The organism is Paenibacillus sp. V4I3 (assembly GCF_030817215.1).
Classification (GTDB): domain Bacteria; phylum Bacillota; class Bacilli; order Paenibacillales; family NBRC-103111; genus Paenibacillus_E.
Genome location: NZ_JAUSZA010000001.1, coordinates 2,392,499 through 2,416,441, shown reverse-complemented (window position 1 = coordinate 2,416,441; position 23,943 = coordinate 2,392,499). Strand labels below are relative to the sequence as shown.

Annotated in this window: 21 protein-coding genes; 3 read left to right on the top strand and 18 right to left on the bottom strand. The window is 49.7% G+C overall.

From position 1 onward, the window contains the following. Positions 1–10: 10 nt before the first annotated feature. The 8 genes from QFZ77_RS11205 to QFZ77_RS11170 form a co-directional block, all read right to left on the bottom strand. Positions 11–1,171: an ROK family transcriptional regulator gene (locus QFZ77_RS11205; RefSeq protein WP_307439421.1), complete on the bottom strand. Its 1,161-nt coding sequence runs from the start codon at positions 1,169–1,171 to the stop codon at positions 11–13. 305 nt (positions 1,172–1,476) lie between these two features. After that, a complete protein-coding gene (locus tag QFZ77_RS11200) occupies positions 1,477–2,586 on the bottom strand; it encodes an SGNH/GDSL hydrolase family protein (protein WP_307439419.1) in 1,110 nt (369 codons plus the stop codon). Positions 2,587–2,721: 135 nt separating this feature from the next. Then, positions 2,722–3,768 (bottom strand): Gfo/Idh/MocA family protein, encoded by a 1,047-nt coding sequence (locus tag QFZ77_RS11195; protein WP_307449430.1) that lies wholly within the window; start codon positions 3,766–3,768, stop codon positions 2,722–2,724. After that, entirely contained in the window at positions 3,768–4,748 is a 981-nt protein-coding gene (locus tag QFZ77_RS11190) for a Gfo/Idh/MocA family protein (protein WP_307439417.1), read from the bottom strand. Before QFZ77_RS11190 ends, QFZ77_RS11195 begins: the two co-directional genes overlap by 1 nt. Before the next feature lie 94 nt (positions 4,749–4,842). Continuing rightward, the gene (locus QFZ77_RS11185; RefSeq protein WP_307439415.1) at positions 4,843–5,685 is read right to left on the bottom strand and encodes a carbohydrate ABC transporter permease; all 843 of its coding nucleotides are present in this window, start codon (positions 5,683–5,685) and stop codon (positions 4,843–4,845) included. 26 nt (positions 5,686–5,711) lie between these two features. Continuing rightward, entirely contained in the window at positions 5,712–6,659 is a 948-nt protein-coding gene (locus tag QFZ77_RS11180; protein WP_307439413.1) for a carbohydrate ABC transporter permease, read from the bottom strand. A 62-nt stretch (positions 6,660–6,721) separates the two neighbouring features. After that, positions 6,722–7,948 (bottom strand): ABC transporter substrate-binding protein, encoded by a 1,227-nt coding sequence (locus QFZ77_RS11175; protein ID WP_307449426.1) that lies wholly within the window; start codon positions 7,946–7,948, stop codon positions 6,722–6,724. Then, the gene (locus tag QFZ77_RS11170) at positions 7,929–8,174 is read right to left on the bottom strand and encodes a hypothetical protein (RefSeq protein WP_307439411.1); all 246 of its coding nucleotides are present in this window, start codon (positions 8,172–8,174) and stop codon (positions 7,929–7,931) included. The genes QFZ77_RS11175 and QFZ77_RS11170 overlap by 20 nt, the downstream gene beginning before the upstream one ends. A gap of 312 nt (positions 8,175–8,486) precedes the next feature. Between QFZ77_RS11170 and QFZ77_RS11165 the strand changes: the two genes are divergently transcribed. Next, on the top strand, positions 8,487–9,659 hold the full coding sequence (locus tag QFZ77_RS11165; RefSeq protein ID WP_307439409.1) for an ROK family transcriptional regulator: 1,173 nt from the start codon (positions 8,487–8,489) through the stop codon (positions 9,657–9,659). Positions 9,660–9,882: 223 nt separating this feature from the next. On the opposite strand, the gene QFZ77_RS11160 is transcribed toward QFZ77_RS11165, so the two are convergent. The 7 genes from QFZ77_RS11160 to QFZ77_RS11130 all read right to left on the bottom strand — a co-directional run bounded on the left by QFZ77_RS11160 (position 9,883) and on the right by QFZ77_RS11130 (position 19,862). Further along, positions 9,883–13,929 (bottom strand): FIMAH domain-containing protein, encoded by a 4,047-nt coding sequence (locus QFZ77_RS11160; RefSeq protein WP_307439407.1) that lies wholly within the window; start codon positions 13,927–13,929, stop codon positions 9,883–9,885. 113 nt (positions 13,930–14,042) lie between these two features. Then, positions 14,043–14,303, bottom strand: coding sequence for a hypothetical protein (locus QFZ77_RS11155; protein WP_307439405.1), 261 nt, complete (start codon positions 14,301–14,303; stop codon positions 14,043–14,045). Positions 14,304–14,464: 161 nt separating this feature from the next. Further along, positions 14,465–15,451, bottom strand: coding sequence for a class 1b ribonucleoside-diphosphate reductase subunit beta (gene nrdF, locus QFZ77_RS11150; RefSeq protein WP_307439403.1), 987 nt, complete (start codon positions 15,449–15,451; stop codon positions 14,465–14,467). A 22-nt stretch (positions 15,452–15,473) separates the two neighbouring features. Further along, positions 15,474–17,558: a class 1b ribonucleoside-diphosphate reductase subunit alpha gene (gene nrdE / locus QFZ77_RS11145; protein ID WP_307439400.1), complete on the bottom strand. Its 2,085-nt coding sequence runs from the start codon at positions 17,556–17,558 to the stop codon at positions 15,474–15,476. Then, the gene (nrdI, locus tag QFZ77_RS11140) at positions 17,545–17,904 is read right to left on the bottom strand and encodes a class Ib ribonucleoside-diphosphate reductase assembly flavoprotein NrdI (RefSeq protein WP_047677314.1); all 360 of its coding nucleotides are present in this window, start codon (positions 17,902–17,904) and stop codon (positions 17,545–17,547) included. Before nrdI ends, nrdE begins: the two co-directional genes overlap by 14 nt. Before the next feature lie 590 nt (positions 17,905–18,494). Continuing rightward, a complete protein-coding gene (gene serC / locus QFZ77_RS11135) occupies positions 18,495–19,583 on the bottom strand; it encodes a 3-phosphoserine/phosphohydroxythreonine transaminase (RefSeq protein ID WP_307439397.1) in 1,089 nt (362 codons plus the stop codon). 72 nt (positions 19,584–19,655) lie between these two features. Then, positions 19,656–19,862: a hypothetical protein gene (locus tag QFZ77_RS11130; RefSeq protein WP_307439395.1), complete on the bottom strand. Its 207-nt coding sequence runs from the start codon at positions 19,860–19,862 to the stop codon at positions 19,656–19,658. Between the two features lie 13 nt (positions 19,863–19,875). Between QFZ77_RS11130 and thpR the strand changes: the two genes are divergently transcribed. Beyond that, positions 19,876–20,451, top strand: a complete 576-nt coding sequence (gene thpR, locus QFZ77_RS11125) for an RNA 2',3'-cyclic phosphodiesterase (protein ID WP_307439394.1) — start codon at positions 19,876–19,878, stop codon at positions 20,449–20,451. Positions 20,452–20,567: 116 nt separating this feature from the next. Continuing rightward, the gene (locus QFZ77_RS11120; RefSeq protein ID WP_307439392.1) at positions 20,568–21,428 is read left to right on the top strand and encodes a DUF421 domain-containing protein; all 861 of its coding nucleotides are present in this window, start codon (positions 20,568–20,570) and stop codon (positions 21,426–21,428) included. Positions 21,429–21,473: 45 nt separating this feature from the next. Here QFZ77_RS11120 and QFZ77_RS11115 read toward each other — a convergent pair whose 3' ends face one another. The 3 genes from QFZ77_RS11115 to QFZ77_RS11105 all read right to left on the bottom strand — a co-directional run bounded on the left by QFZ77_RS11115 (position 21,474) and on the right by QFZ77_RS11105 (position 23,930). Beyond that, on the bottom strand, positions 21,474–22,067 hold the full coding sequence (locus tag QFZ77_RS11115; RefSeq protein ID WP_307439390.1) for an NUDIX hydrolase: 594 nt from the start codon (positions 22,065–22,067) through the stop codon (positions 21,474–21,476). After that, positions 22,067–22,585, bottom strand: coding sequence for a mismatch-specific DNA-glycosylase (locus QFZ77_RS11110; protein WP_307449423.1), 519 nt, complete (start codon positions 22,583–22,585; stop codon positions 22,067–22,069). The genes QFZ77_RS11115 and QFZ77_RS11110 overlap by 1 nt, the downstream gene beginning before the upstream one ends. A 109-nt stretch (positions 22,586–22,694) precedes the next feature. Then, entirely contained in the window at positions 22,695–23,930 is a 1,236-nt protein-coding gene (locus tag QFZ77_RS11105; RefSeq protein ID WP_307439388.1) for a DUF1501 domain-containing protein, read from the bottom strand. Between the last annotated feature and the right edge of the window lie 13 nt (positions 23,931–23,943).

Genomic DNA, 23,943 nt, shown 5'->3' with positions numbered 1-23,943 from the left:
CTCCTTCCGATTATAGCGACAGGCTGTCGACAGGCACCTCAAATACGCGCTTCAACACCAAGCCCGCGGCCAAAGCCGATTCGTCCGGTGTCTGCCGCATGTAATTCAGCCGCACCCCACGGCACGTTTCCGGCACGTTCGCCATAATCCGCTCGTCCATGGCCGGGATCAGCAAATCACCTAACGTCTCCAGCAGCTTGCCCGTCATCAGCACCTGATCGGGATTAAGGAACGTCACCACGTTGCTTACGGCCAAGCAGAGCGCCGTCACAACGGTTTCGTATAGTTCTTCCATCCGCGGCTCGCCGGTGCGAACGCCTTCGGCGAACTCATCCAGCGTCAATCCGGCATTCATTGCCAGTCCGCTTGTAGATGCAAGCGTAGTCAGGCAGCCGGTTCCCCCGCAGTGGCAGCGGTAAACGTTCGCGCCCGTGAATGCCTTGTAATGCCCGAATTCCCCGGCTACGAACGTGGATCCAGTCACCAACTGATGATCGGCTACGATCGCTCCGCCTATGCCGTAATCGAATTTCAGCGTTATATTGTTCGACGAGCCTCTAAAGCTGCCGTGCATGTTTTCATTGATCGCCAATAAATTAACGTCGTTTTCCAGGTAGAAGGGCATATCGTACTTATTCTCTAGCCGATCCTGCAAAGGAAACCGGCCCCACCCAAAACCAGGCAGCCGCAGTGCGATTCCGTGTTTGGAATCCACCAGCCCCTGAATGCTCAGGCCGATCCCCTTGATCCGGCTCCGTTCCGGCGCTAGCTGCAGGAGCTCATCGATAACCTCGCACACGGTGGCGAGAATATGGTCTTCATTCACATACCGGTTAACCGGGCGCCTGGCTTCGCCGACCAGATCGTAGCGAAAATTGTGCAAAGCCCCCTGGACATATTTCCCCGCGAGTTCGATGCCGATGGCGAACATGTTGGCGACATTGATCGTCAGCGGAACCGGCTTGCGGCCTCCGCTGCTTGCGCCGGGTGTTCCCTCGATGACGATATCCTCCAGCAACAGCCGGTTGACGATATTCGTCACGGTTTGCTGGGTCAGCCCCGTTTTGTCTGCCAACTCCACGCGCGATATCGGTCCTTCGGCAAAGACCAGGTGCAGCACCTTTTGCTGATTAATCGATTTGAGCAGTTGCTGGCTGGTTACTCTAGTCATTCGCTTTTTCACCACTCCTTTTGGCGTTCCGGGGTGTATACACAATTTAAGAGGCTAACCATGATACGCACGAATAAAGCGCCAGCTCCTGCAGCTAGATACCTGCCGTACGAATGGCGAACGTATAAACCTCTTGGCGAAGAAGCTTCGTGATTTCGGGCTGCCATGTTACTCGATAATGGAGCCCACATGCAGCGTTTTACTTGGTCGCTACGCCGGATTTTACGTCCTAACGATCTTTCGCCCACTCCGCCCGGGGCATTACCGCATGGAGCACCTGACTTTGTATCGATGGTGCAACTCTTCTATGAATCCGCCAGGATTCCCCGCAGCACCGGCTCCAGACCGTCGGCCATACGCAGGAAGCCCATGTCCGTCGGGTGGACACCGTCCACGGTCGCTTCAGCCGGATCTGCGCCGAGCAGTGTTGAGCCGTCGAAGAAGAACAGACGGCGGTCTCCCTGTTCCTGCAGCTGCTGAACATGCTCCCGCTGGAACGTCAGTCGTTCCAGCCGACTGCGCAGCAGCTCGGGCTTCAGCGGCTCCAGCCCGTACGGGATCCGCGATATGACGAGCACCGGTGCCGCCGGGTGAGCTTCCCGCAGAATGCGGATAAACTCCGGCAGCGTCTGCCGGTAGCTCTCGGTGCTGCCACAGTTGCCTTCATAATCAAGGACGAGCAGCGCTGGGTCTTCGATCTGAGAAATGAGGCGGGCCAGCTCAGGCTCGCCCTTGCCGTTGCCGGAGAAGCCGAGATTAATAAACTCGTAATTGATCCTTCGGCTAAGAATATTCGTGTACGCCATTCCCGGGCGGGAAGCGCAGCCTCCCTGCCCGATCGAGGTGCCGTACAGGACAATCCGCTTCTCCGATTCATAAGCCTTAGGGGGAAGAATCCGCGCACCCGGCTCCAAACCGATCCAGACTGCCTCTACCCCTTGATACAAGGGGAGATTCAGGGTGAACTGGCGCAGACCGCCGCTCTCTCCTGCAAACAGTTCGCTCTCGTACTCCTGCTGCGACGGCAGAAACCTGGCCGTCCCGGCATACAGCAGGGCACCGGCTTCGCCTATGTAAGCATCGACTCCGCCTTCACCCGTAGCCGGCATATGATACATGCCGGTCTTGGCTTTCAATCGCATCCGAACCGCCACCGACGGCGAGTCCGTCTGAAAGCGGATCTGTCCGCCCGCAGTGCAGTTAGCCAGGTCATCCACTGCGGACGGGATCTCCTCGTTCGGATTCACCGGAAGGCGGCGGTACTGGTACTCCAAGTCCCACCAGGCAAGGCCGGAAACGCGGAACGGACTCTCTAGGGGACTGTGCCACTCTTTCCCGACAACTCCGCCAGTCTCCACTTTCATATGCTTATCCAACTGAAGGGCATTCCCTGTCGGTTGATTATTCTCGGCCATAAACCGCCCACCTCCATGCAAAATGAATCAACATTCTTATCCATTTATCGCTCAACCGCCTAGCCTACTTAACCCGCTTACCCACTAAATCCAATAATTTCCGCTAAAATGATTCCTGTGCCAGCTTACTTCCCGCTAAGCCTTCACGCGTCCGCTTTCATCCAAATTAACCGGCTCGCCCCGGCGAACCGATTCGTAAGCCGCTGCAGCGACAGCAGCCGACCGAAGGCCGTCCATGCCGGTAATCGGTACTTCCCGGTTGCTTCTTATCGCATCGATGAAAGCCTGCACCAGACTTCGGTTCATATCGTCTCCCCAGTGGCTCCACTGGGCTTTCATACTCTCGTCGCTGTAGACCTCGCTCTTCTGGCCGAAGGCATTGACGGAAAGCAGACCGTTCGTTCCTACAATCTCCATCGTAACATCGCCCCAGTAAGGGAAAGACTTCGTGCGCGACCAGCTGGTATCGATCGAAGCAAAAGCTCCGTTCGCGAACTTCACGTGCAGTATTCCGGCGTCATCCACCGGAATCTCATGAAACAGGGTCGCAACTTCAGCGTACACCTCCGTTACAGGACTGCCCAGCATCCAGTTGAGCAGATCCATGACATGTACGGAATGGTCCAGTAGGGCGCCTCCGCCAGATAGCGCAGGATCAATGAACCAGCCTCCCGGCATGGTGCCCCGGTTCGTGCCTTTCACTGCAACGACCTCACCGATCTCGCCCCTGTCGATCGCTGCCTTAGCCTGCACAATTGCAGGGAGGAAGCGGCAGGGAAACGCCGTCATTAGCCGGACTCCGTTCTTCTCGCAGGCAGCTACCATCTGTTTCATTTCCTCCACGTTCAAGCCGAGCGGCTTCTCGCACAGCACATGCTTTCCCGCCTCCGCTGCGGAAATCGTGAGCTCGGCATGATGAACGTTCTCCGAGCAGATGACCACCGCATCACAGCCGCTGCTCAGCAGCTCACGGTAATCCGCAAAATAACGGATTTCGGCATCCTCCTGCAAATACGGCTCCACCCGGGCACGGTTCTCATCCGCTATGCCCGTTACCTTCACTCCCGGTAGTCTCCGGAGCTGGCGATAGAAGCCGGCAGCATGGCCATGGGCGAAGCTGATCATTCCTATCCTTACAACATTCGTTAACTCAGACACTGCTTCTCTCCCCTTCCTCTCCATCACTGTATACGTACCGGACGTCCTGATGCGGCAGATTCAATCGCGGCAAGGCCCGTCTGCAGCGCACTCCTGGCGTCAGCGATCGTTATGTCCGGCTCGGCGCCGGTCCGTAGGCATTCCACGAAATGAGCCAGCTCCAGGTAATACGGATTATGCATAAAAGGGCTTTTGGGAATCGCAACATCCGGGGTATCCGATAAATCCCTATTTGCCTTGAACTTCTTGAGTGAAACGGCATCCTCACTGTTAAAGCGGATGACACCTCCGCTGCCCGCCAATTCCACACTCGTCGTAAAAGGGCCCGGAAATCCCCAATAGCCCTCGAGATGCGCAATCCCGCCATTTTCGAAACGCAGGGTAGCCAGAGCATAGTCGAGATCCTCGTGCCTGCGGTTCATTGCATACACGGATACAGCCTTCCCGAAGATGCTTTGTGCAAAATCAATATCGTGAATCATTAGGTCGAGGATCACACCCCCGCTGATGTCACTATTGGCGTACCAAGTCTTGGCAATACCCGGATTGCCGCCCATTCGTCTTGTATGCAGCACTCCTGGCTTCCCGACGACTCCTTCCGCAGCTTTGCGGCGAATATCGGTATAGCTTGGGAAGAAGCGTACCACATGCCCGATAAACAGCCGTACTCCGTGCTGATCGCTGACAGCGGCCATTTCATCCGCTTCCTCGGGCGACAATCCGATGGGCTTCTCGCAAATGATATGCTTCCCGTGACGGGCAGTCCTGAGAACAAATTCCTTATGCATATGAGTAGGCAGGCAGACGTCTACAACATCCGGCCCCGCCTCCGATACCATTTGATCGAAATTGAAATAAGCCTTTGTCTCCAAATTCCCAGCAAGAGCAAGGGCGGCTTCTTCCTGCATATCACACACACCGACAAGCTCAATACCGGGCATTCTAATCCATTCGGCCCCATGGGTACGGCCCATAGTACCGCAGCCGATTACAGCAATCTTCATGCAGCATTCTCCTTTTTGCAAAACAGCTTTTAACCTGTTGAATCACAAATACATGTACCGGCAGAACGTGGATGCACCGGTTCATGATTCTAGATTAACCCTTAACCGCACCTAAAGTGGCGCCCTGCATAATCATCCGCTGGAACAGCATGAACATAATGACCGAAGGCACCATCGCAATTGTCACCCCTGCAAACAACGTAACCCAGTCCGCTGTAAACTCCATCATTTTGTTGGCTTGGTACATCTGCACCGCAATCGTATATTTCTTGGGATCGCTCAAATAGATGAACGGCCCCATAAAATTGTTATAGAAGCCCAGGAATTTAAAAATCGCAACCGTAACAATCCCCGGAGTGGACAGGGGAACGATCACCCGCCAGAACACCTGGAAGATCGAAGCGCCGTCCATATACGCACTTTCCTCCAAATCCTTGGGAAGCGACTTCATAAAGCCTCCGAGTAGCATCAAATAGAACACACTTTCTCCCAGGGAGGACAATAAGACTAACCCCGTTAAGCTGTTCGTCAAATGAAGCTCCCTCATGATCACGTATTGCGGCACTAGGGCGTTAATCCCCGGCAGGAACAAGGAAAGCATGATGAGGCCCCAGATCAACTGCCGTCCCTTAAATTCCACCCGGGTCAACGCATAAGCGTTAAGCGTAGTAAAGAACAAGCTGAGTACAAGGCTTCCGCCAACATAATAAAGCGTATTTAGGAGCGAACGGCCGAAGCCGTACTCCGTCCAGGCGGTAGTGAAATTGGACCACTGCATCTTTTTCGGAAGGCTCCAGATATCCTTGAAAAATTCCGGATTGGATTTCAGAGACTCATAGAACACCCACGCCAGCGGAAACAGTATCGACAAAGCCCAAACATACAGCACCAGACGCCACAAGACATCCATAAACGTCATTTTTTCCTTCAATTTCATCTTCTCCCCGCATAAAAAAGTAGGCTCTAATACTCTACGCTTCGGTTTGGCAGAAACTTATCCATCAGCAGTTTGGCCGTGATCAAGATGACGAAGAGAATCATTCCGACAGCGGAAGCGTAACCGTAGTTGATGTACTCTTTACCGAAAGCAAGGTTGAACATATAGAGACCGATTACATCCGTGGAGCCGGACGGGCCGCCGTTAGTCATAATCAGAATAAGCTCGAACGTCTTGAGCGTGCTGATCACGAGGAACAGCGCACTGACCCGGACGACGGGCAGAATGAGCGGCAGCGTAATCTTGAATAACCGCGTCATATGTCCTGCGCCTTCGATAATAGCCGATTCATACAGCGACTTGGGAATTGCCGACATCGCATTTACGAAAATGATGACATAGAGCCCTACGCCACCCCAAACCCACGGAGGAATCAGCGCCCACAATGCCGTACCATCGCTGCCCAGCCAATAAAAATGGTTCATGTCGATCCCAATCAGCTTCAAACCGCTGTTAAGTAGGCCGTACGTGCCGTCATATATGAATGCCCATAATAAAGCAACGACAACAATGGATAAGACGTTCGGAAAAAAAAACAAGATTTTCAGGAACTCATTTTCCACATAAGTCTTGTATGTGACCAGATACGCGAGCACTAAGGAAATGAGTACGACAAGCGCCGGTACCGTTGCCATAAAAATAAGGTTGTGCTTAAGTGCCCGCCATACATACTCGTCCTGAATCGCGGTAACAAAGTTGCTGAGCCCTACAAACTTGGAATCCGTTAGCCCGTCCCAATCCAATAACGCATAGTAAACGGATAAAACATTCGGAAGCAGCGTAAACAGCATATAGCCACCAAACGGCGGCACGACGGCCAGGATTAGAAAAATCCACTTCTGCGTCCGCGCTTTATCCAGTCCCATGCTGCCGGAGGAAGCGGGTTTAACTTTCAGTACAGTGGGTTCGGACAAAGGAAGTCAACTCCTATAAAGGGAAATGGAAAAGGGGAGAGAATCCCTCCCCGCCTATGAACTTATTTCTTCTGAGATTCTACCGCTTTCTTGAGCAAAGCGTCCGCTTCTTCGAGAATCGGCTTCGGATCCTGCTTGCCTAATACGATCTTCACCGTGGCTTCTTCCACCATCTTATTGGCTTTGGCCAGGTTCGGATCGGAGATGCTGACGGTTCTGTGCGGCTTATACGAACGGGCATCGTTATCCTTAATATACTTTAGAATCGCCTGCGCAGAGGTGGACAGCTTAACGACTTTACTCGCATCGTCAATCAAATCTTTTCTCATCGGGAGAGCGCCCGCCTTTTCTGCGGCAAACTGTTGGTTATCCAGCGTCATCAGCCAAAGAATGAATTCCTTGGACCACTTCTTGTTTAGATCCGGCTTGCCCGCCCACATGTATTGGAAGTTAGTGATTCCGCTTCGGATCCAAAGCTTCTGCTCCGCCTTATCCCTGAACGGCACCGCCATAAAGCCCCACTTGAAGTCTTCCGGCGTGGTCTTCTTCATTTCGTTCTCCACGTGGCTTCCTGTGGAAACCATTGCGGCTTGGCCTTGAATCACCTGCATCTGGGACTGGGTATGCGTTAAGGCCGGCAGTCCTTCCGGGAAGTACCCCTTCTTGCCCAGCTCATACAGTCGGTTCCAATGTTCCAAGCTTTCCTCGCTCGTAAATTGAGGACCGTTGTACGTTTTATAATTTTCGATCACCTTATCGGCTTTTCCTTTGATATCGGCCAGCTCAAACAGCTTCGCCGGTCCGAAGGCCCAGTCATAGTAACTAGGGTAAATTCCAGGGAAAGTAATTGGAGCCAAGCCGTCCGCCTTAATTTTGGCAAGCAGGTCGTTAAACTCGGCCCATGTCTTCGGATTCTGGTTCCAGCCCTTCTGCTCGAACAGGCTCTTATTGTAGAATAATCCGCCGTAGGAGCTCGAGGTCGCAAACTCGTATACCTTTCCGTTCACCTTGGTGAACGATTCGGCGAGGCCCGGCATCATGAGCTCCTTTATTGCTTTGCCTGGTACGTCCGGAAGCTTTTTGTCGAACATATCATTGAAAGGCTCGAGCTTACCGGCTTCAGCAAGGGAAATGATACCCTGTGCTCCGGACGGCGGCGTTGTGTTGAAAATGTCGAACATGTCATTGTCGTTGCTTGCGGAAATTTTTGTTTGAATCATGTTCTTCATGTCCGCCGATCCGGTAACGTCGAAGGATACGTTCGGGTATTTAGCCTGGAAGGACTTCACGGCATAATCGAACCATTCCCTTCCGTAGCGCTCCCATGAAGAAACCAACCTTCAGCGTCACTTTTTCTGTCTTCGGCAGCCCATTTTCGTAGACTTCCTCTTTAGTCTGATTCTGAGGCTGACTTGCGGAAGGTTGTTCCGTTTTTCCCGTACACCCTGCAAGCAGCGAAGCCGACATGGCAACAGCCAGGCTAAAAGCCGTAAGCTTTCCAAATTTGATTTTCATACGGAAACCCCCTTCTAATTTATAAAAAAAATTGATTTATTAAGTTTAAGGATAGAGGATAATTGTTTGGCGATGATTATCGTTATGTAAGAGATCTGTTAAAAATCGCTGATTCACGTGGTATGAACACGTTTACAAATTACACTCAATTAATAAATCAATTTTATTTATTATTATCCTACCTGTTTTTTCTTTTAGATACAATATAAATCTTTCGACAAAAATCCCTGCCTTTACCCAGTAATGACCTGCGTGGTAAACTAATTTCTACTAAGAGAATAAACGTGTTCAGTTCAAGGAAGAGGTCGACTTATGTCCACATTGAAACATGCAAGCCACACGCTGCTTAAATCCATAAATCAGCAGAAGGTGCTGCATCTGATCTATTCGGAATATCCGATCTCCCGTGTAGAGCTAGCTGGAAAAACCGGACTTAGTCAGCAAACCGTCACCAACATCGTCAATCGGCTTCTCGAGGATCAAGTGATCGTCGAAGGCGAACCGCAATCACTTGAGAGCGGCAGCGGCCGTAAGCGTGTTCCCCTGCTGCTTAACGGTTCTCGATTTAGTGCAATCGGCATTGAATTGTCAGGCACATCGGCACGGGGAGCGGTATATAATTTTCAGCACGTCCGCTTGGCGGAAGCTGAAGTGAAGGCAGACCGTTACGAGACCGAAGAGGACTTGCTCCGGGTGATCCGCAGCGTGATCGACAAACTCATGGGCCAGACCCCTGACCCTACCTCCCTGAAGGGAATCGGCTTCAGCGTCCATGGACTCGTTGACTCTTCCGAAGGCATTCTGCTTCGTTCGCCGGGGCTCGGCTGGAAGCGGATACCGCTAGCGAAGCTGCTCGAGGACGAGTACGGGCTGCCCGTCTTTCTGGAGAATGACACCAATCTACTTGCGCTCAACGAAAATATGGGCGGAAGTCTAATCTCCTCCAAAAGCAATGTGACGCTTAAATTAGCCAGAGGCATCGGGGGCGCCATCGTCGTAGAGAAGCTGCTGGTCACCGGCTCCTCCTTCGTAGCAGGCGAGGTAGGCCACTATAAGGCGTTTATGCCGCCCTACGATTATGAGTGCTACTGCGGCGGCAGAGGATGTCTAACCACTCTGGCATCCTCAAGGGGCTTGCTGCGGACGCTCGGCAGGAGTGTGGAGCAGTTCAGCGAAGCTATCCGCGCCGGAGACCCCGAAACCGTTCAGCTTTGCGAGATGGTCAGGTCGGCGATTGTTTACGCCGTTGCCAATATCGTCACCCTGCTCAACCCGGACCGGGTTTTGCTCACCGGGTTCATGCTGCCGGTGTGGGGGGACTCGTTCGTCGACGAGCTTAAAGCGCGAGTGATGGCCCAAGTGCCTCAAACGTGCCGGAACGTGGAATTCCTCCATCTCACCGACGTGGAAGACGAGACTGCGCTTGCCGTCGGGCTTGTCCTGCAGAGCGTGTTCAAGATCCCACTCGACAGCTTGTCGCTGTAAACCAGCGGCCATTGGGCCGAAATGGACTGCCTGGCGGGCTGGGCGTTTATCTGGCACAGCACCTGCGCGGGTCCCCAGATTACACTGTGCTGAATGGAGCGCTCACATAAGACCGAAAAGAGGCTTTTCTCGCGGTTGCTCCACCACTTGAAGAAAGTAACAAAGAAACCCCTGGAAGCAATCTTCCAGGGGTTTCTTTGTTACTTTGCGCCTTGCAGGCAGGTTATCTGACCCAGACGCGAAGCAGGGCCTCAGCTTTATCATTCAGCCACTGCCGGACGTCCGCTGCCGCCAATTCTTGATGTGCTTTATTAGAGAGGTGCTTCATAAAGTCCTCGATCTTCGTGGCTACCTGATCCCGCTGTCCCATCTGCATATGTTTGTCAGCCTGGCTTAGCGCATTTTCCAGCTGTTTGGCCAGCGGATGGGTAACCTTGCCGGAGGCAATAAAGCGCTGCAAGCCGTTCTGCAGAGCAGGCAAGTCGATCGTTGTCTTAAAATTTACCGGATCGCTGAGCATAGATTCCGCACCCGAAGAGTGTACGGCCTTTACCTGGAACGTATACGCCGTGTCCGGCTCCAGTCCCGTCAAATTGTACACCGTACCGGTTACCGTAGATACGGCCCCATGACTGTCGTACACCTGGTAGGTCACGCTGCTTCCGTCGGATGCTGTTATCGGGGACCAGCTCAACTGCGCCGAACCCGCAGTCACGTTTGCCGCCTTCACACCTTGCGGGGCTTCAACGGTAAGGCGGGTGCGGAAAGACCAAATATCCGAGTAAGTCCTTCCGCCGAAGCTGTCCTCCGCCAGTGCGTACCATTCGTAATTCGTGCTGCCTTTCAGGCCGTTCCAGTTGACCATGGCTGTGGAACCGCTGGCCGCTTGCGCCGATCCGATCGCGTCGTCAGCGTACACTTTTACCGTCATCGCGTCGGTTGCTACTCTTTTTAGCATTGGCTTCAGGTCCAGCGAAAGCTTAAATTCGTCCTTGGTCGGATCGTAATAATTGTAATCGTCCAAATACGGCGAATACGTATTAACATAGACGGTATCCGTCTCCGTATCAAAATGCAGAAGCTTCAAATATCCACTTCCACCGTTCGGAATGCCCTGGTAATCGTTAAGAATCTGGTACACTTTGCGATCCGGCTGTCCGTCCTTGTTATCGTCAAGCTGGTCGGTACGCAGCGCACTTCCGGTGAAATGACCGCTCATGACCATCCATACGTTAGGATTCGGCACTACCACCTTCTGGTAAATCTGGTTGCCGGTTGCGGATCTCGCTGCGTTATTTTGCAAATATTCATGAACCACAATGACCGCTTTACGGTCCGGATACTGCTCCAGAACGTTGTTCATCCATCCCATATCCTCATCATTAAAGCCCCAGCCCATATAGACGAAAATAAAATCGTTGCCACTCGCCGAGATTAGATCATAGTGACCTTTGTTATCTTTGTACGACTCTCCGTAGTAAGGCTTATCCTTAAAGCGATTCTCTCCGAAATACTTCGAGAATTCCGAGTAATCCGGTACTGACGTCGCTCCTCCGTCGAATACGTCATGGTTGCCCGCGACTACGCCCCAAGGAATTTGCGCATCTTCCACCACCTTCATGAACTTATCCACACGTTCCCACTGTCCTTTGATACCTGCGGAGTTTACAATGTCCCCCACTTGCATCGCATATTGAATATTCATCAATTCTTTGGCATCGCGCAGGAAATTGACTTGGGACTCAAAATACTCCGGCTGAATTTCCGCGTATATTTGTGTGTCCGGTATTGAGGCAATGGTAAAATCGTACTGCTCACGGCGCGGAATCTCGTCCTGAATCAGGACTTGGACTTTACCGCTTCTTGCATAATTGCCGCCGTCCACCACCGCAGAGAGGGTAAAATCTACCTCCGAATCCGCCACCGTGGACGCCAGAGAGTCCCATTTCACGGTAATATGATTCCACGCGTACAAACTTATTTTACGGCCCTTGAGCGAATGCCCTTCCCAGCTAAGCTCGAGACGGTCGCCGGCGTCTGTTTCCGCCCCCACCTCTACTTCAAAGCGCTGATAAGGAAACTGTTCAGTCGAGTCCGTAGTAACGTAACGGTCATCGGAGGCTCCGGCCGCTGTTTGTTCTTCGGTGGTCAGCTGCGTTTCTCCCGGACTCGTCAAGGTCAGAGGGGGCTCCACATCAGCCGCATGCTTATAAGCAATCACTCCCGCATCCGCGGCGGTGATCGTTTGCCCTTTAAAGAACTTCACGTTCAGCGGGTCGCCGGTCGGATCGGAAACCGATACCTGCAGGCTCACGTTCGTGTCCGTATCCTGTGCACCGTCCGCCGGCGCCGCTAGGAGCGGCTTACCCGGAAGCTCTGCAGGAGTTATGAACTTGATCGTTTTCTCCGTCGATTTACCCCCGGCGTCTACAGCCTTAAGTACAAGATTATGCTCCCCCGGAGTGAGAGCCGCAGAGGAGGTGGAATACGGAACCTCAATGAGCTTGCCATCCAGTTTCACCTCGAAGGATTTGACGGAGGAAGCCGCATCCGATGCGGAAGCTTGTATATCAAAAGCCCCTTTGTAAGTACTGCCTTCCGTAATATTCGCAGTTACAACCGGACCCTGATTGTCTACCATCACGCTCGCTGTGTCCTTGCTGCCGTCAGGCAGCGACACTTCGACCCGATGAGGTCCGTCAACGGCTGCTGCGGTATTCCATCGGTAAGAGATCCCGTCCCAATAGCGCGCGGGAATCGTGAAATTGAAGTACACTACCGGAAGGAAGCGTCCGTTATCTCCCATGTCGAGTATGGTTGCCGGATTCGCATATTTCGGGTCGCGGATGACCGTACCGTCCGCCAAAACAAGCCGGACATTGCGGATATTGAAATCATCCAGGCCGGGCTCCGGCTGGTTCTCATAATAAGGCCGGGTTGCTGAACCCGCACGCAGGGCAATCGGATTCGCTTGACCGTACTTGAACAAATCGGGCCTTACCGGTACTACCATAGTTTTGTAGTCCTGAGTGCTGAACGGAATCAAGTGGAGCGTCTCAGTGCCCATGGTGGTCACGTTCTGCCCTTTGTCTATGTCATCCGCTTCAAATACGAAATAAGCCGTTTTCTCGAGAGCATGTTCCGTCGGACTGACCGGCTGGCCGTCGATCGACAGCGACATGGACCCTTCGGTGGCAGACGAACCGATCAGAACCCGCTCACCTGACAGAATATCGCTTTCACGAACGTTCAGCGCAGGGCTTATCTCATTCCCTGCCAGGCTAAGCGTTCTCGGAGCCGGAGACGTTTCGTTGAAGGTATCGGACGCTTGGAAATAGTAGTCGAGCGTCGGGCTCCCGAACCATTCCATCATCTCCAATGAATAGCGGAAGCGTCCGTCGGCGCCGCGCGGCAAGGTTACCATTTTATAATTCGTTGTCTTGTTGGATTTATAGTATAGATTAACGGACGCAAGCAGACGATCATCTGCCGCTTCGGCCATCAGCTCAATCGGCTTGATCAGGTCAATGCCGGAGAGATCCGTAAGATCTTTTACCGACGGCGGAACAGGGTCGTTCACAGTGCGGATAGGCTCCGCGGGTACGTTAGCCGAGTTGAAGGTTCCCGGGGAGGCCGGCACCGTCTTGGAGCTGAGTTTCTTCATATCGAGACTGCCGTCGTCCATAACACCGTACTCGACACTCAGATCCGCCGCCGTATCGATCACGCCCGGATTATAGCTGGCGCGTACAATGTCTGTTCCCGTATTAGTCGCCACCACGATGGTTCTTTCCCTCAGATTGTTAAGACCCCCGGGAATCCGGACTATGTCTTTATTTTCAACGAGCGAGGTATGAAAATGCTGATTAAAGTCAGCCACCGTCTTGGGCTCCCCTGATGGCGTAACTGCCCAGAAAACCATTGTCTGCTTAGGCTTGATGATAATCTGTTCATCGGTGTAAGGCCGCCAAAACAAATCATTGCCGGGCTCTCCCGGGTACCTGTATAAAATAGAGTAGTCCTTGAAGTCAATCGACTGGTCACTGTTGTTATAAACCTCTAGGTACTCGAAGGGATCCTCTCCCAGCGCATCGTCTCCACCCGAGTCGGGGACAATTTCAGTAATAAGCATGCGGGGAAGTCCGGCTGCCGCTTCGATGGCGGCTGCGCTTTCTGCAGCTGCACGGCTGCTAAGAGGCAGCAGAGCGCCGGCGACAAGCTGTGTGACCATTAGGTAGGTGAAGCAGCGGGTTAACAGTTTCTTTTTCACTTGTTAGTCATCTCCTTGTTTTCAATTTACACAATGATTTCGAAGTACAGGAAATAGCTCCATTCGTGTATTTAATTAATAAATCTATTAGATTTATTAATTACCGATAAATATTATTCGCTATCAATGCCACGTTTCCTCTTTGTTTTTATAAAGGTTTTTTTGAGATATGGAGATGGGCTATAATTTAGGGGTGTAAGCAGAGCCGCAGCATACTTTGATAGCGGAGAAATTTTATCCACCAGTTCATTGAAGATGGAGCCCATTAGCAGAAAAATAATATTGGCCTGACTCTTTATAGCAAGTTCTAGTTCTTCTTCTTTTTGTACGGTGGTAATGGTTTGATGCTCTACAAGATCGATGATTGGATACATATAAACTCCCCTTTCAAACAGATAAATAAAAACCCTGACCCCAATGAACATACCCCTCCAGTGCTAAATAAGGGGTAAGCTTCGTTTAGCCCTTAACCCATAATCACATGCCTTCTAGTCAACAAAGGACCTGACGATAACCGTCAGGTCCTTCTTTATGTTCAATCCCCAAAAAGGAAATCATCATCCGTCAACGCTTCAACGTGAATCGTGCGGACATAACCATTCCCTTTTTTCGAGAAAAAGTCATGCTGCTTCGTCTTCGTGCTCAGACCGTTAAGAACAATCGGATTAATATCCTCTTCTTCGAAAATGGGGTCTACGCCAAGGTTCATGAACGCTTTATTCGCATTGTAGCGTAAGAAAGCTTTCACTTCTTCGGCCAAGCCCAAAGTCCCATAGAGACTTTCTGTATAGCTTTCCTCATTGGCATGAAGCTCCTTCAGCAAGGCACACAATGTTGCGTATGCCTCATCCTGCTCAGCAGGGCTTAACTCCGCATAAACCTCTTGTGCCAATACACCGATATACAGACCATGAATACTCTCATCGCGTAAAATCAAATCGATAATTTCGCCACTGCTCGTCATTTTACCCTGTCCGGCCAAGTAAAGCGGATAATAGAAGCCGCTATAGAACAAGTAGCTCTCCAGCAAGACAGATGCTGCCATAGCCAAATACAGCTCTTTAGGCGTTCCAATGTTTTCGTAGAAATGCGAAATCTTGTTTGCCTTGAACTGCAAGTAAGGATTTCGTTCCACCCAAAGGAACAGCTCATTGATTTCTTCCGTTGTAGACAACGTAGTGAAAATACTGCTGTAGGACTTCGCATGTATTTGTTCCATCATACCCATGAAGCTTAGAACCGCTTTACGCTGGAGCCCATCGACATGCTCAAGAATCTTCGGCATGCCGACGCCGCCTTGCATGGTATCGAGCAGCGTAAGGCCTCCGAGGACTTTCATGTAAAGCTCACGTTCTGCACCGCTTAACGTGATCCATGACATTTTATCATCAGATAATGGGATTTCCTCATCTGTCCAGAACTGCATAATATTTTGATTCCAGAAAGTGATCGTAAAATCATCATCGGGACGATTCCAGTTCACAGCTTTCCTGGCATTATTTAGGGTAGTGGCCGTACTCATTTATATTCAATCCCCTTCCAAATTACACCGAGCAGCTGACGCATTCCTCAACAGATAGCTGATTCGTTCGCGTGTAGTAGAGCGATTTAAGTCCTTTGTGTGCTGCATAGAGGTATAGTTTAGCAAGTTGCCTCGTCGAAACATCACTATTTACATGTAAAATGGTTGAAATCCCTTGATCCACATGTGTTTGAATTTCAGCAATAAGATCAAGAATCTTAAACTGATCCATTTGATAAGCAGATTTATAGTAAAAGAAATTATCGCGTGCCATGAAAGGCATCGGATAGTACGTTGTTGAGTTCGCGTAAGTTCGAGTTTCGATCGGTTCAACAATCGGCATGACACTCGAAGTTGCATTTTGAATATAAGAAATACTTTGTGTTGGAGCAACGGCCAATCGGTAAGCATGATAAAGACCATTGGTTTTTACATCTTCTTTTAACTTGGCCCAGTCGCTCGGTGATGGAATCGGCATTCCCTCAAACAAGGACTTCACTTTATCCGTAAGCGGACGATAATCAGTCTCCGTGTACCGGTTGAAATAGGCACCATTCGCATATTCGGATTGCTCAAAACCTTCAAAGGTTTGCCCCGACGATTTGGCAATTTCCATACTTTGCTCAATCGAATAATAGTTCATAGCCATGAAGAACGTGCGGACGAAATCTTTGGCTTCATCACTCTCATAGCTAATTTTGTTCTTAGACAGGTAGCCATGCAGATTCATAACACCAAGACCAACGGAGTGCAGCTCACGGTTTGCTTTGGCAACCCCCGGCGCATTGCTGATCGTCGTCATATCACTAACAGAAGTCAATGCAATCATGCCCTCGTGAACGGTTTCGCGCAGTTTCTTACGATCCATTACGTTTGCAATGTTCATGGAAGCTAGGTTACAGCTGATATCTCTAAGAATAAGGTCATCTTGGCCGTAATCGTTGATTTCCGAAGTTTCTTGCAGTTGGAAAATCTCTGTACAGAGATTAGACATTTTAATCGTACCGATACCTTTCAAGGCATGATCCTTGTTGGCATTCGTACGGTTCATCATATATGGATAACCGGATTCCAGTTGGGTAGTCGCAATTTTAACTAGCATGTCACGCGCACTCATGACAACCTTCTTCTTCACTTTCGGATTGGCCAGCAGTTCATCGTACATCTCATCAAGATCGATATCGTCCAAATGCTTACCATAGGCTTGCAGTACCGTGTAAGGAGCAAATACATGCAGCGGCTTGTTCTCTTCAGCCAACTTGTAAAACTTGTTCGGTACAATGAGACCGATGGAAAGTGTCTTCAGACGAGATTTCTCATCCGCATTAATTTTCTTACTATCTAGGAACTCCATAACGTCCCAGCCGAAAATGTTGTAGTACGCAGCTCCTGAACCCTTGCGCTGACCCATTTGATCTGCATAGGAGAACGCATCCTCCATAAGCTTAAGTACCGGCATAATTCCTTTTGCGGCACGTTCCACACCTTTGATGGATTCACCGCGTCCACGAAGCTTGGACAAGTTAACGGCTACGCCACCGCCAATTTTGGAAAGCTGCATGCAGGTAGCTAGCACGTAGTTAATAGAATTAAGAGAATCGTCCATCTCCAGCAGGAAGCAGGATACCATTTCGCCTCGGCGGCTCTTACCTGCATTAAGGAACGTCGGTGTCGCTGGTTGCAAGCGTTGTTCCATCATCGAAACAGCAAGAACACGTGCAGTTTCTACGTTCCCACGACCCAAATACAAAGCAACAATAGCAACGCGATCTGGGAAATGTTCCAGGTATAAGGACTTGTCATCACTGCGTAAAGCGTAATCCGTATAAAATTTCGAAGCTGCCATGTAGGAGGCGAACTCGAATTGATTATCGTGGGCCACTTGATAAACATCGTTAACTTCATCTTGCGTATATTTCTCATAAACGTTCTCGTAATAGTTATGATCGATCATATAACGAACTTTAGAGGAAGTATCGGGGAAAGTGAGGCTTTTACTGTGGACTTCCGTCATAAAAACTTCAACAGCTTCTTTATCCTTCTCTAGTTGGAAAAAGCCATCCGCTCCGCGTTGCATCAATAAATTATTCAGCTCAATGTGCCGCAATTGCATGTACCCCCTGAACAAATCGTTCTACGTCATTTTTGGTGCCGGATAACTCAAATTTGGTTAACACAGGCACATCGTACTGCTGTGAGATCGTATCCGCGCTTTTGGCAAATCCGTCTCCCCAGTTGCGGTTACCACTTGCTGCTACTCCGATAAGACGAGAGGCATTGCTTTCTAGGAAAGAAGCTACCTTCGGAGGAACTTGACCAAAACCGGTTGTATAGGTAACGAGTACGAAGGGCTCGTCCATCTTCATCGCTTCCTCAATTTGAATCGCTGGCATTTTGAGCTTAGCAATAAATCGGCGAACATTTCCCGTCTTCGAATCGTAAGCAATAAGCATGGGCTTCCGTCTCCTAACACTCTCTTATTCATTATCTAGTACCGCTTATGTAAGTAACCCTATATGTAGTAAACAAATGAATCATTCCGTGCATTTTAAGATGGAATACGCATTGTTCTTTCGACAAAATATGCGAATTTCAGGACTACGAAACCTAGGAAAAAGGCGGTAATCACGCGGTTTATCACGGAATTTGATTCTATTTTTTCACAAATTCTAGCAGTTGTGTGTATCGCTTTTTTTACGATATCTAGTTGATAGATTCAAATTTATATCAATATATTGTGTTTGTCAACGAGTAAAATGGCTCATTTTGACTATTAAAATACGTAAACCTAGACAGGACGTGGCTCGGAAGGCTTTGAAAATATTTTTTCAATTTTGACTTGAAATTTTCGAATTTGTCGAAAGTTAGATTAGGGCTTTGAGCTCACTAGATATAGATCCATCTCATTCCAAATACAGGCTCATTAAGCCGTCCCAGAGTCCGTCTAAGGTCGTTAATAGCGAAGATGCCACAATCCTATTCAGAAACAAAAAAAGCTATTCACACGCACACGAGGGTGCCGTGAATAGCTTAACCTTATTTCTTAACCGTTGCGTTTTTGGAAATCACTCATGAACTCAGCGAGCGCTTTGCATGATGCATAAGGAACAGCATTATACGAAGATGCTCTCAAACCGCCTACACTGCGATGACCCTTCAACCCAACAAATCCGTTCTGCTCGGTTTCCTTGATGAACTTCTTCTCCAACTCTTCATCCTGCAACCGGAACGTGATGTTCATCGCGGAACGACTGCCCGCATCAACAGGTCCACGGTAGAAACCACCGCTTTGGTCGATTGCGCTATAAATTAGACCTGATTTCTCAAGGTTATTTTTCTGGATGACAGCTAGTCCACCTTGTTCCTGAATCCATTTCAATACTAGGTTCATCATGTAGATTGAATACACTGGTGGTGTATTGTACAGGGAATTGTTTTTGCTATGGATTTCGTAGCGAAGCATGGTTGGAATCGTTTTAGGCAGATCTTGTAATAAATCTTCCTTAACAATAACCACAGTTACACCAGAAGGACCTAGATTCTTTTGCGCTCCTGCATAGATCATGCCGAATTTCGAAACATCTACTGGACGGCTCAAGATGTCACTGGACATGTCCCCAATTAACGGCACATTCCCTGTATCCGGAAAGCTCTGGAACTGAGCGCCTTCAATCGTTTCGTTCGAAGTCAGATGCAGATAAGCGGAATCCGGATGAATATTGATTTCATTTAAGTCCGGAATTTTCATGAATTTCTGTTCTTTCGAGCTTGCTGCGATGGCAACTTCTCCGAACAAGCTTGCTTCCTGAACAGCTTTCTCCGCCCATGCACCTGTAAGCACATAGCTGCCTACCTTACCTGGCTTTAGAAAATTAAGCGGAATCATGGCGAATTGTGTGCTCGCACCACCTTGCAGAAACTGCACTTGGTACCCATCAGGGATGCTAAAAATTTGTTTCAACAATTGCTGCGTTTCATTATGAACTTGCTCGAACTCCGCGCTGCGGTGAGAAATTTCCATAATGGACATGCCGATGCCTTTAAATTCGACAAGCTCCTCTTGTGCTTTCTGCAGTACTTCGAGCGGTAATGCCGCAGGCCCTGCGTTAAAGTTATAGGCCCTATTTCCCATGAATGACCACACCTTTGCTTTTTTGTATTATCGCTATGATAGCAATATTCTCTTCATGCATCAAGTAAAACCTCAGTTGGCAATGCTAGGAGAAGAACGAAGAAGAGAACAGATTTGGATACAAAAGGAGCCTAATTTACTTATGACATTGGTTGATACGATAGGAGAAAGTTCTACAAACGCTGCGAATTTAGCAAACGCAAACAGCTTAAACTCTGCAAATTCAGGCAACTCAAGTTCCACGAATGCTTTAAGTTCCACAAGCGCTTCAAGTTCCACAAACGCCTCCGAGATGTATCGGCTGTTCGTAGGCATTCAGCTCCCGCAAGACGTCCAGCGGGAGCTCGACGCCTGGAAAGGCAGCATCCAAAAGGTGCTGCCTTTCCAAAAGTGGACGCATCCGCAGGATGTCCACGTCACGTTAAGCTTCCTCGGCGACGCATCCGTCGAGACAGCCGAAGCGCTGGCGGCCGACCTGCGCCAGCTTGCAGCAGCTGCGCTGCCGCTGACCCTGCACGCCGAGGGCCTCGGCGTGTTCGGACCTCCGGCGGCGCCGTCGATCCTCTGGGCGGGCCTCACCGGCGACCTCGACGCGCTGGCTGCGCTGCAGCGCGAGGTCGCGGGCGTCTGCGCCCGCCACGGCTTCCCGGCCGAGGCTCGCGCCTACCGGCCGCACCTCACACTAGCCCGCCGCTACCGCACAGCGGCGGGGCCTTTCAAGCGCTCCGCCCTATCGGCGGTGGGAGCGCCTTCCGGCGGCTGGCCCGTGTGGCAGGTAGAGGACATCGTCCTCTACCGCAGCCACTTGGGCCGCCAGCCGGCGTACGAAGCGCTAGGCGTGTTCCCTTTTAAGGAACCGTCTACTTAATTCCCTTCACATTATTACCGACACTGGAACTAATATCTTGTTTTTGTATAACTTTCAAGAATTCTACAAACAATTGAACCGATTGGATTAGATTTAATAAAAAAGGAGGAACCGATATGCCCGAATGGTTTGAAATTGTTTTACGCACATTATTAGCGGTTGTCGTACTTTTCTTTATGACAAAGATGTTGGGTAAAAGACAAGTTTCTCAACTTTCCTTTTTCGAGTACATTACCGGCATTACGATTGGCAGTCTTGCAGCATACATATCGTTGGATTTGGAGGCGAATTGGTATCTAGGTTTAATATCTTTAGGCGTTTGGATTGCATGCTCTTTAGGCATTGAATTTTTGCAGCTAAAAAGTAAAAAGATGCGGGATTTCATTGATAGTAAAGGAACCGTGCTGATTAGAGATGGTAAAGTATTGGAAGATAACTTAAAGAAAGAACGACTCACTACCGATGAACTCATGGAGCAATTGCGAAAAAGATCCGCATTTAAATTGGCGGATGTTGAATTTGCGATCATGGAACCAAGCGGAGAAATTAATGTTCTATTAACTCGTGAAAACCAACCCCTGACTCCAAGCCATTTAGGCATCAAAGTTTCACCTGAGAAGGAGCCTCAAGCAATTATCATGGATGGTGAAATCATGGATGAAGCCTTAGCTACCATCGGTTTTAGCCGGGGATGGCTGCAAACTGAACTAGATAAATTGGGTGTGACGATTGAAAATGTATTTCTAGGTCAAGTCGATTCTTACGGCCAATTATATGTAGATCTATTTGACGACAAGATTATGGTACCTGTGCCACAGGAAAAAGCAACCCTATTTGCTACATTAAAAAAGTGCGAAGGCGATCTGATGTTGTTTGGGCTTACTACGAAAAATAAAGCTGCAAAAGAGATGTACGAACAATGCTCGAAGCAAATGGAGGAAATCATCGCACAATTGAAACCCGTACTTAAGCGTTAAAGGCTTGTCGCTCTTGGCTAATCGAGCAGCGTTTGCGCTGTATGCTCACGTGGCAAGCTCGAACATCCGCTTCAGTTGCTCAGCGGTATTTCGCTCCACAGAGAGCGGCGGCAGCTCGCTCTCGCTGAAGAACTGGGCACCGGTCGTTTCCAGACCGGCTTCAAGTGCTTCCCCGCCCACCAACTCGCACAAGATGAACATCTTGTACACGTGGTTTGCCGAGGGTGGGTGTGCGTGGCGCTTCTTATCGAAGACCGCCAGCAATCGCACCGGCTTGACGTCATAGCCGGCCTCCTCGTGGGTCTCCTTAACGGCGACCTCCGATGGTGTGAGGCCGATATCCGCCCAGCCTCCAGGCAAAGCCCAAGCACCGTCGGCTCTTTCCTTCACAAGCAGCAGCTTGTTCTCTCTCAAGACGACGGCCCGAATATCCACTTTCGGCGTCTGATACCCCGTGCCGCTGGCGAACAAAGCAGTCACCTTATCGATCGGTGTCTCCGAGAAATAACTCATCATCTCCACGCTGATCTTGCGCAGCGCCTCATATCGCTCCAAGTCATAGCCATTCTCACCGTAAGTAAGTCCAGCTTGACTAATAGCCTGGATCTCTTTGGCCCATTCCAACCATGGATTATTCATCAGTAACCCAACTCCATTTCGATATATGTCTTAATTCCACTATAAATAGCAACCATCTCCTCAAGCTTCATCCGAACAAGCCCACTAGAAGAGGGACATACATAGTCGATCACACCTTCAACCACCGGATCCTGTTGACTCCCCCAACTCATCCCCCTACGGCCGCTATACTGTTCAAATACCCCTTTTCCTACAAAACAGACAACACAAGGTCGAAAGGCCTGAATCTTTTGCTTTAAAATAAGTCGACCTTCACGGTATTCCTCAGGTGTAATTTCTGCAGCCGTTAACGAAGGGCGAGCCACGATATTCGTAAATCCATACCCGAGCTTCAGCAAATCCCCATCCTCTTGAGGTTTATATAGCCGAGGTGTTAATCCCGCTTGGAAAAGGATCCGATAAAAGCGATTGTTCGGATTCGCATAATGATGACCCGTTTCTCCGGATCGTATACTAGGGTTATACCCCACGAAAAGTATCCTTAAATCCTCTTGCAGATGATCCGAAATAGGCTCTATGCTCAACGTCAAAGCACCTCCACCAGCACGACGATTTTTTTGTCTTTTTCAATAGGTTACCATGAACGACTAAAAACCAAAAGCCGAAGCAGCAGCCCCGGCTCTACAGCTATATAAATTTTAAAGACACGTATGATTTGCCTAAAACAGCTGTGGTATCACCTTTTAACCATTTATCAATAAGCGTGCTGTAAACGCAGCGGAAATCAACCTCATACTTCAAATCGCCATTGTCCAAATTGCTCAGGCTCGGGTACGCGCCATAGAGACCGCCATTCACCTTGCCTCCAATCACAAACATCGGAGCTGCCGTTCCATGGTCTGTTCCGCCGCTTCCGTTCTCCTTCACCCTCCGCCCAAACTCCGAAAACATCATCACCACAACACGGTCCTGCAGTCCTTGCACCTCCAAGTCTTTATAGAAAGCTGTGAGACCCTCGTCGACTTGAGTCAGCACTTTGGCATGCTGGACCTTCTCATCGGCATGATCATCGAAACCGCCGATCTGCACATTGAATATTCTTGTGCCCGATTTACCAGCCAGCAGCTTGGATACTAATTGGAGATCCCTTGCAAAATTAGTTTTCGGGTACTCCACTTTATTCGCATAGGTAGCCGTTAAAGCTTGAATCGCTTCAACACTTTTGAAGGCCTCATATCCACGGCCTGATACGACACGCAGCTGTTCCGTCTGATTCTGTACACCATACATCTCCAAGAATGCTTTGGTGATCCGATTTTTGTCCATCATCGCTGTTTTCGGATCAATCATATGATACGTTTCTAAAGATTGGATAACGGGAAAGTTCATTTTCTCCGAAGCAAAAGCCTTACCCCCTGCGCCAATCTGAATAGCTTTGAGCGGATTACTGCTATCCCGCAACGAAGACTCTGCATAGCGTGCAAGCCATCCGGTGCGGCTCATCTTCGCTGGCTCGGCTGTCTGCCAAATTTCCATAGAGCGGAAATGAGAGTGATCGGGTCCTGGATATCCAACTCCCTGTACGACAGCCATTTTCCCAAGTTTATAAAGTGCAGCGAGGCCAACTAAACTTGGATGCAAGCCTACTTGATTATCTAATGCAAGCACATCCTTCTGCTGGTAAGCCAAAGTCGGCCGCGCATCATAGTAAATCCCTTGTCCATAAGGAATTAGCGTATTAATGCCATCATTCCCTCCACTTAACTGAACAACAATAAGTACAGGTTCATCAACATCAACATCATCATCAAAACCGCTAGCCAAAATCGATTTTCCCGTATCCGTAAATAAAGCTCCGCCTAGGCCTAAAGTCGCAAACATAGCTGTACCCTTAAGCAGAAAATCCCTTCTCGATAATTTCACTTTTCTCACCCCT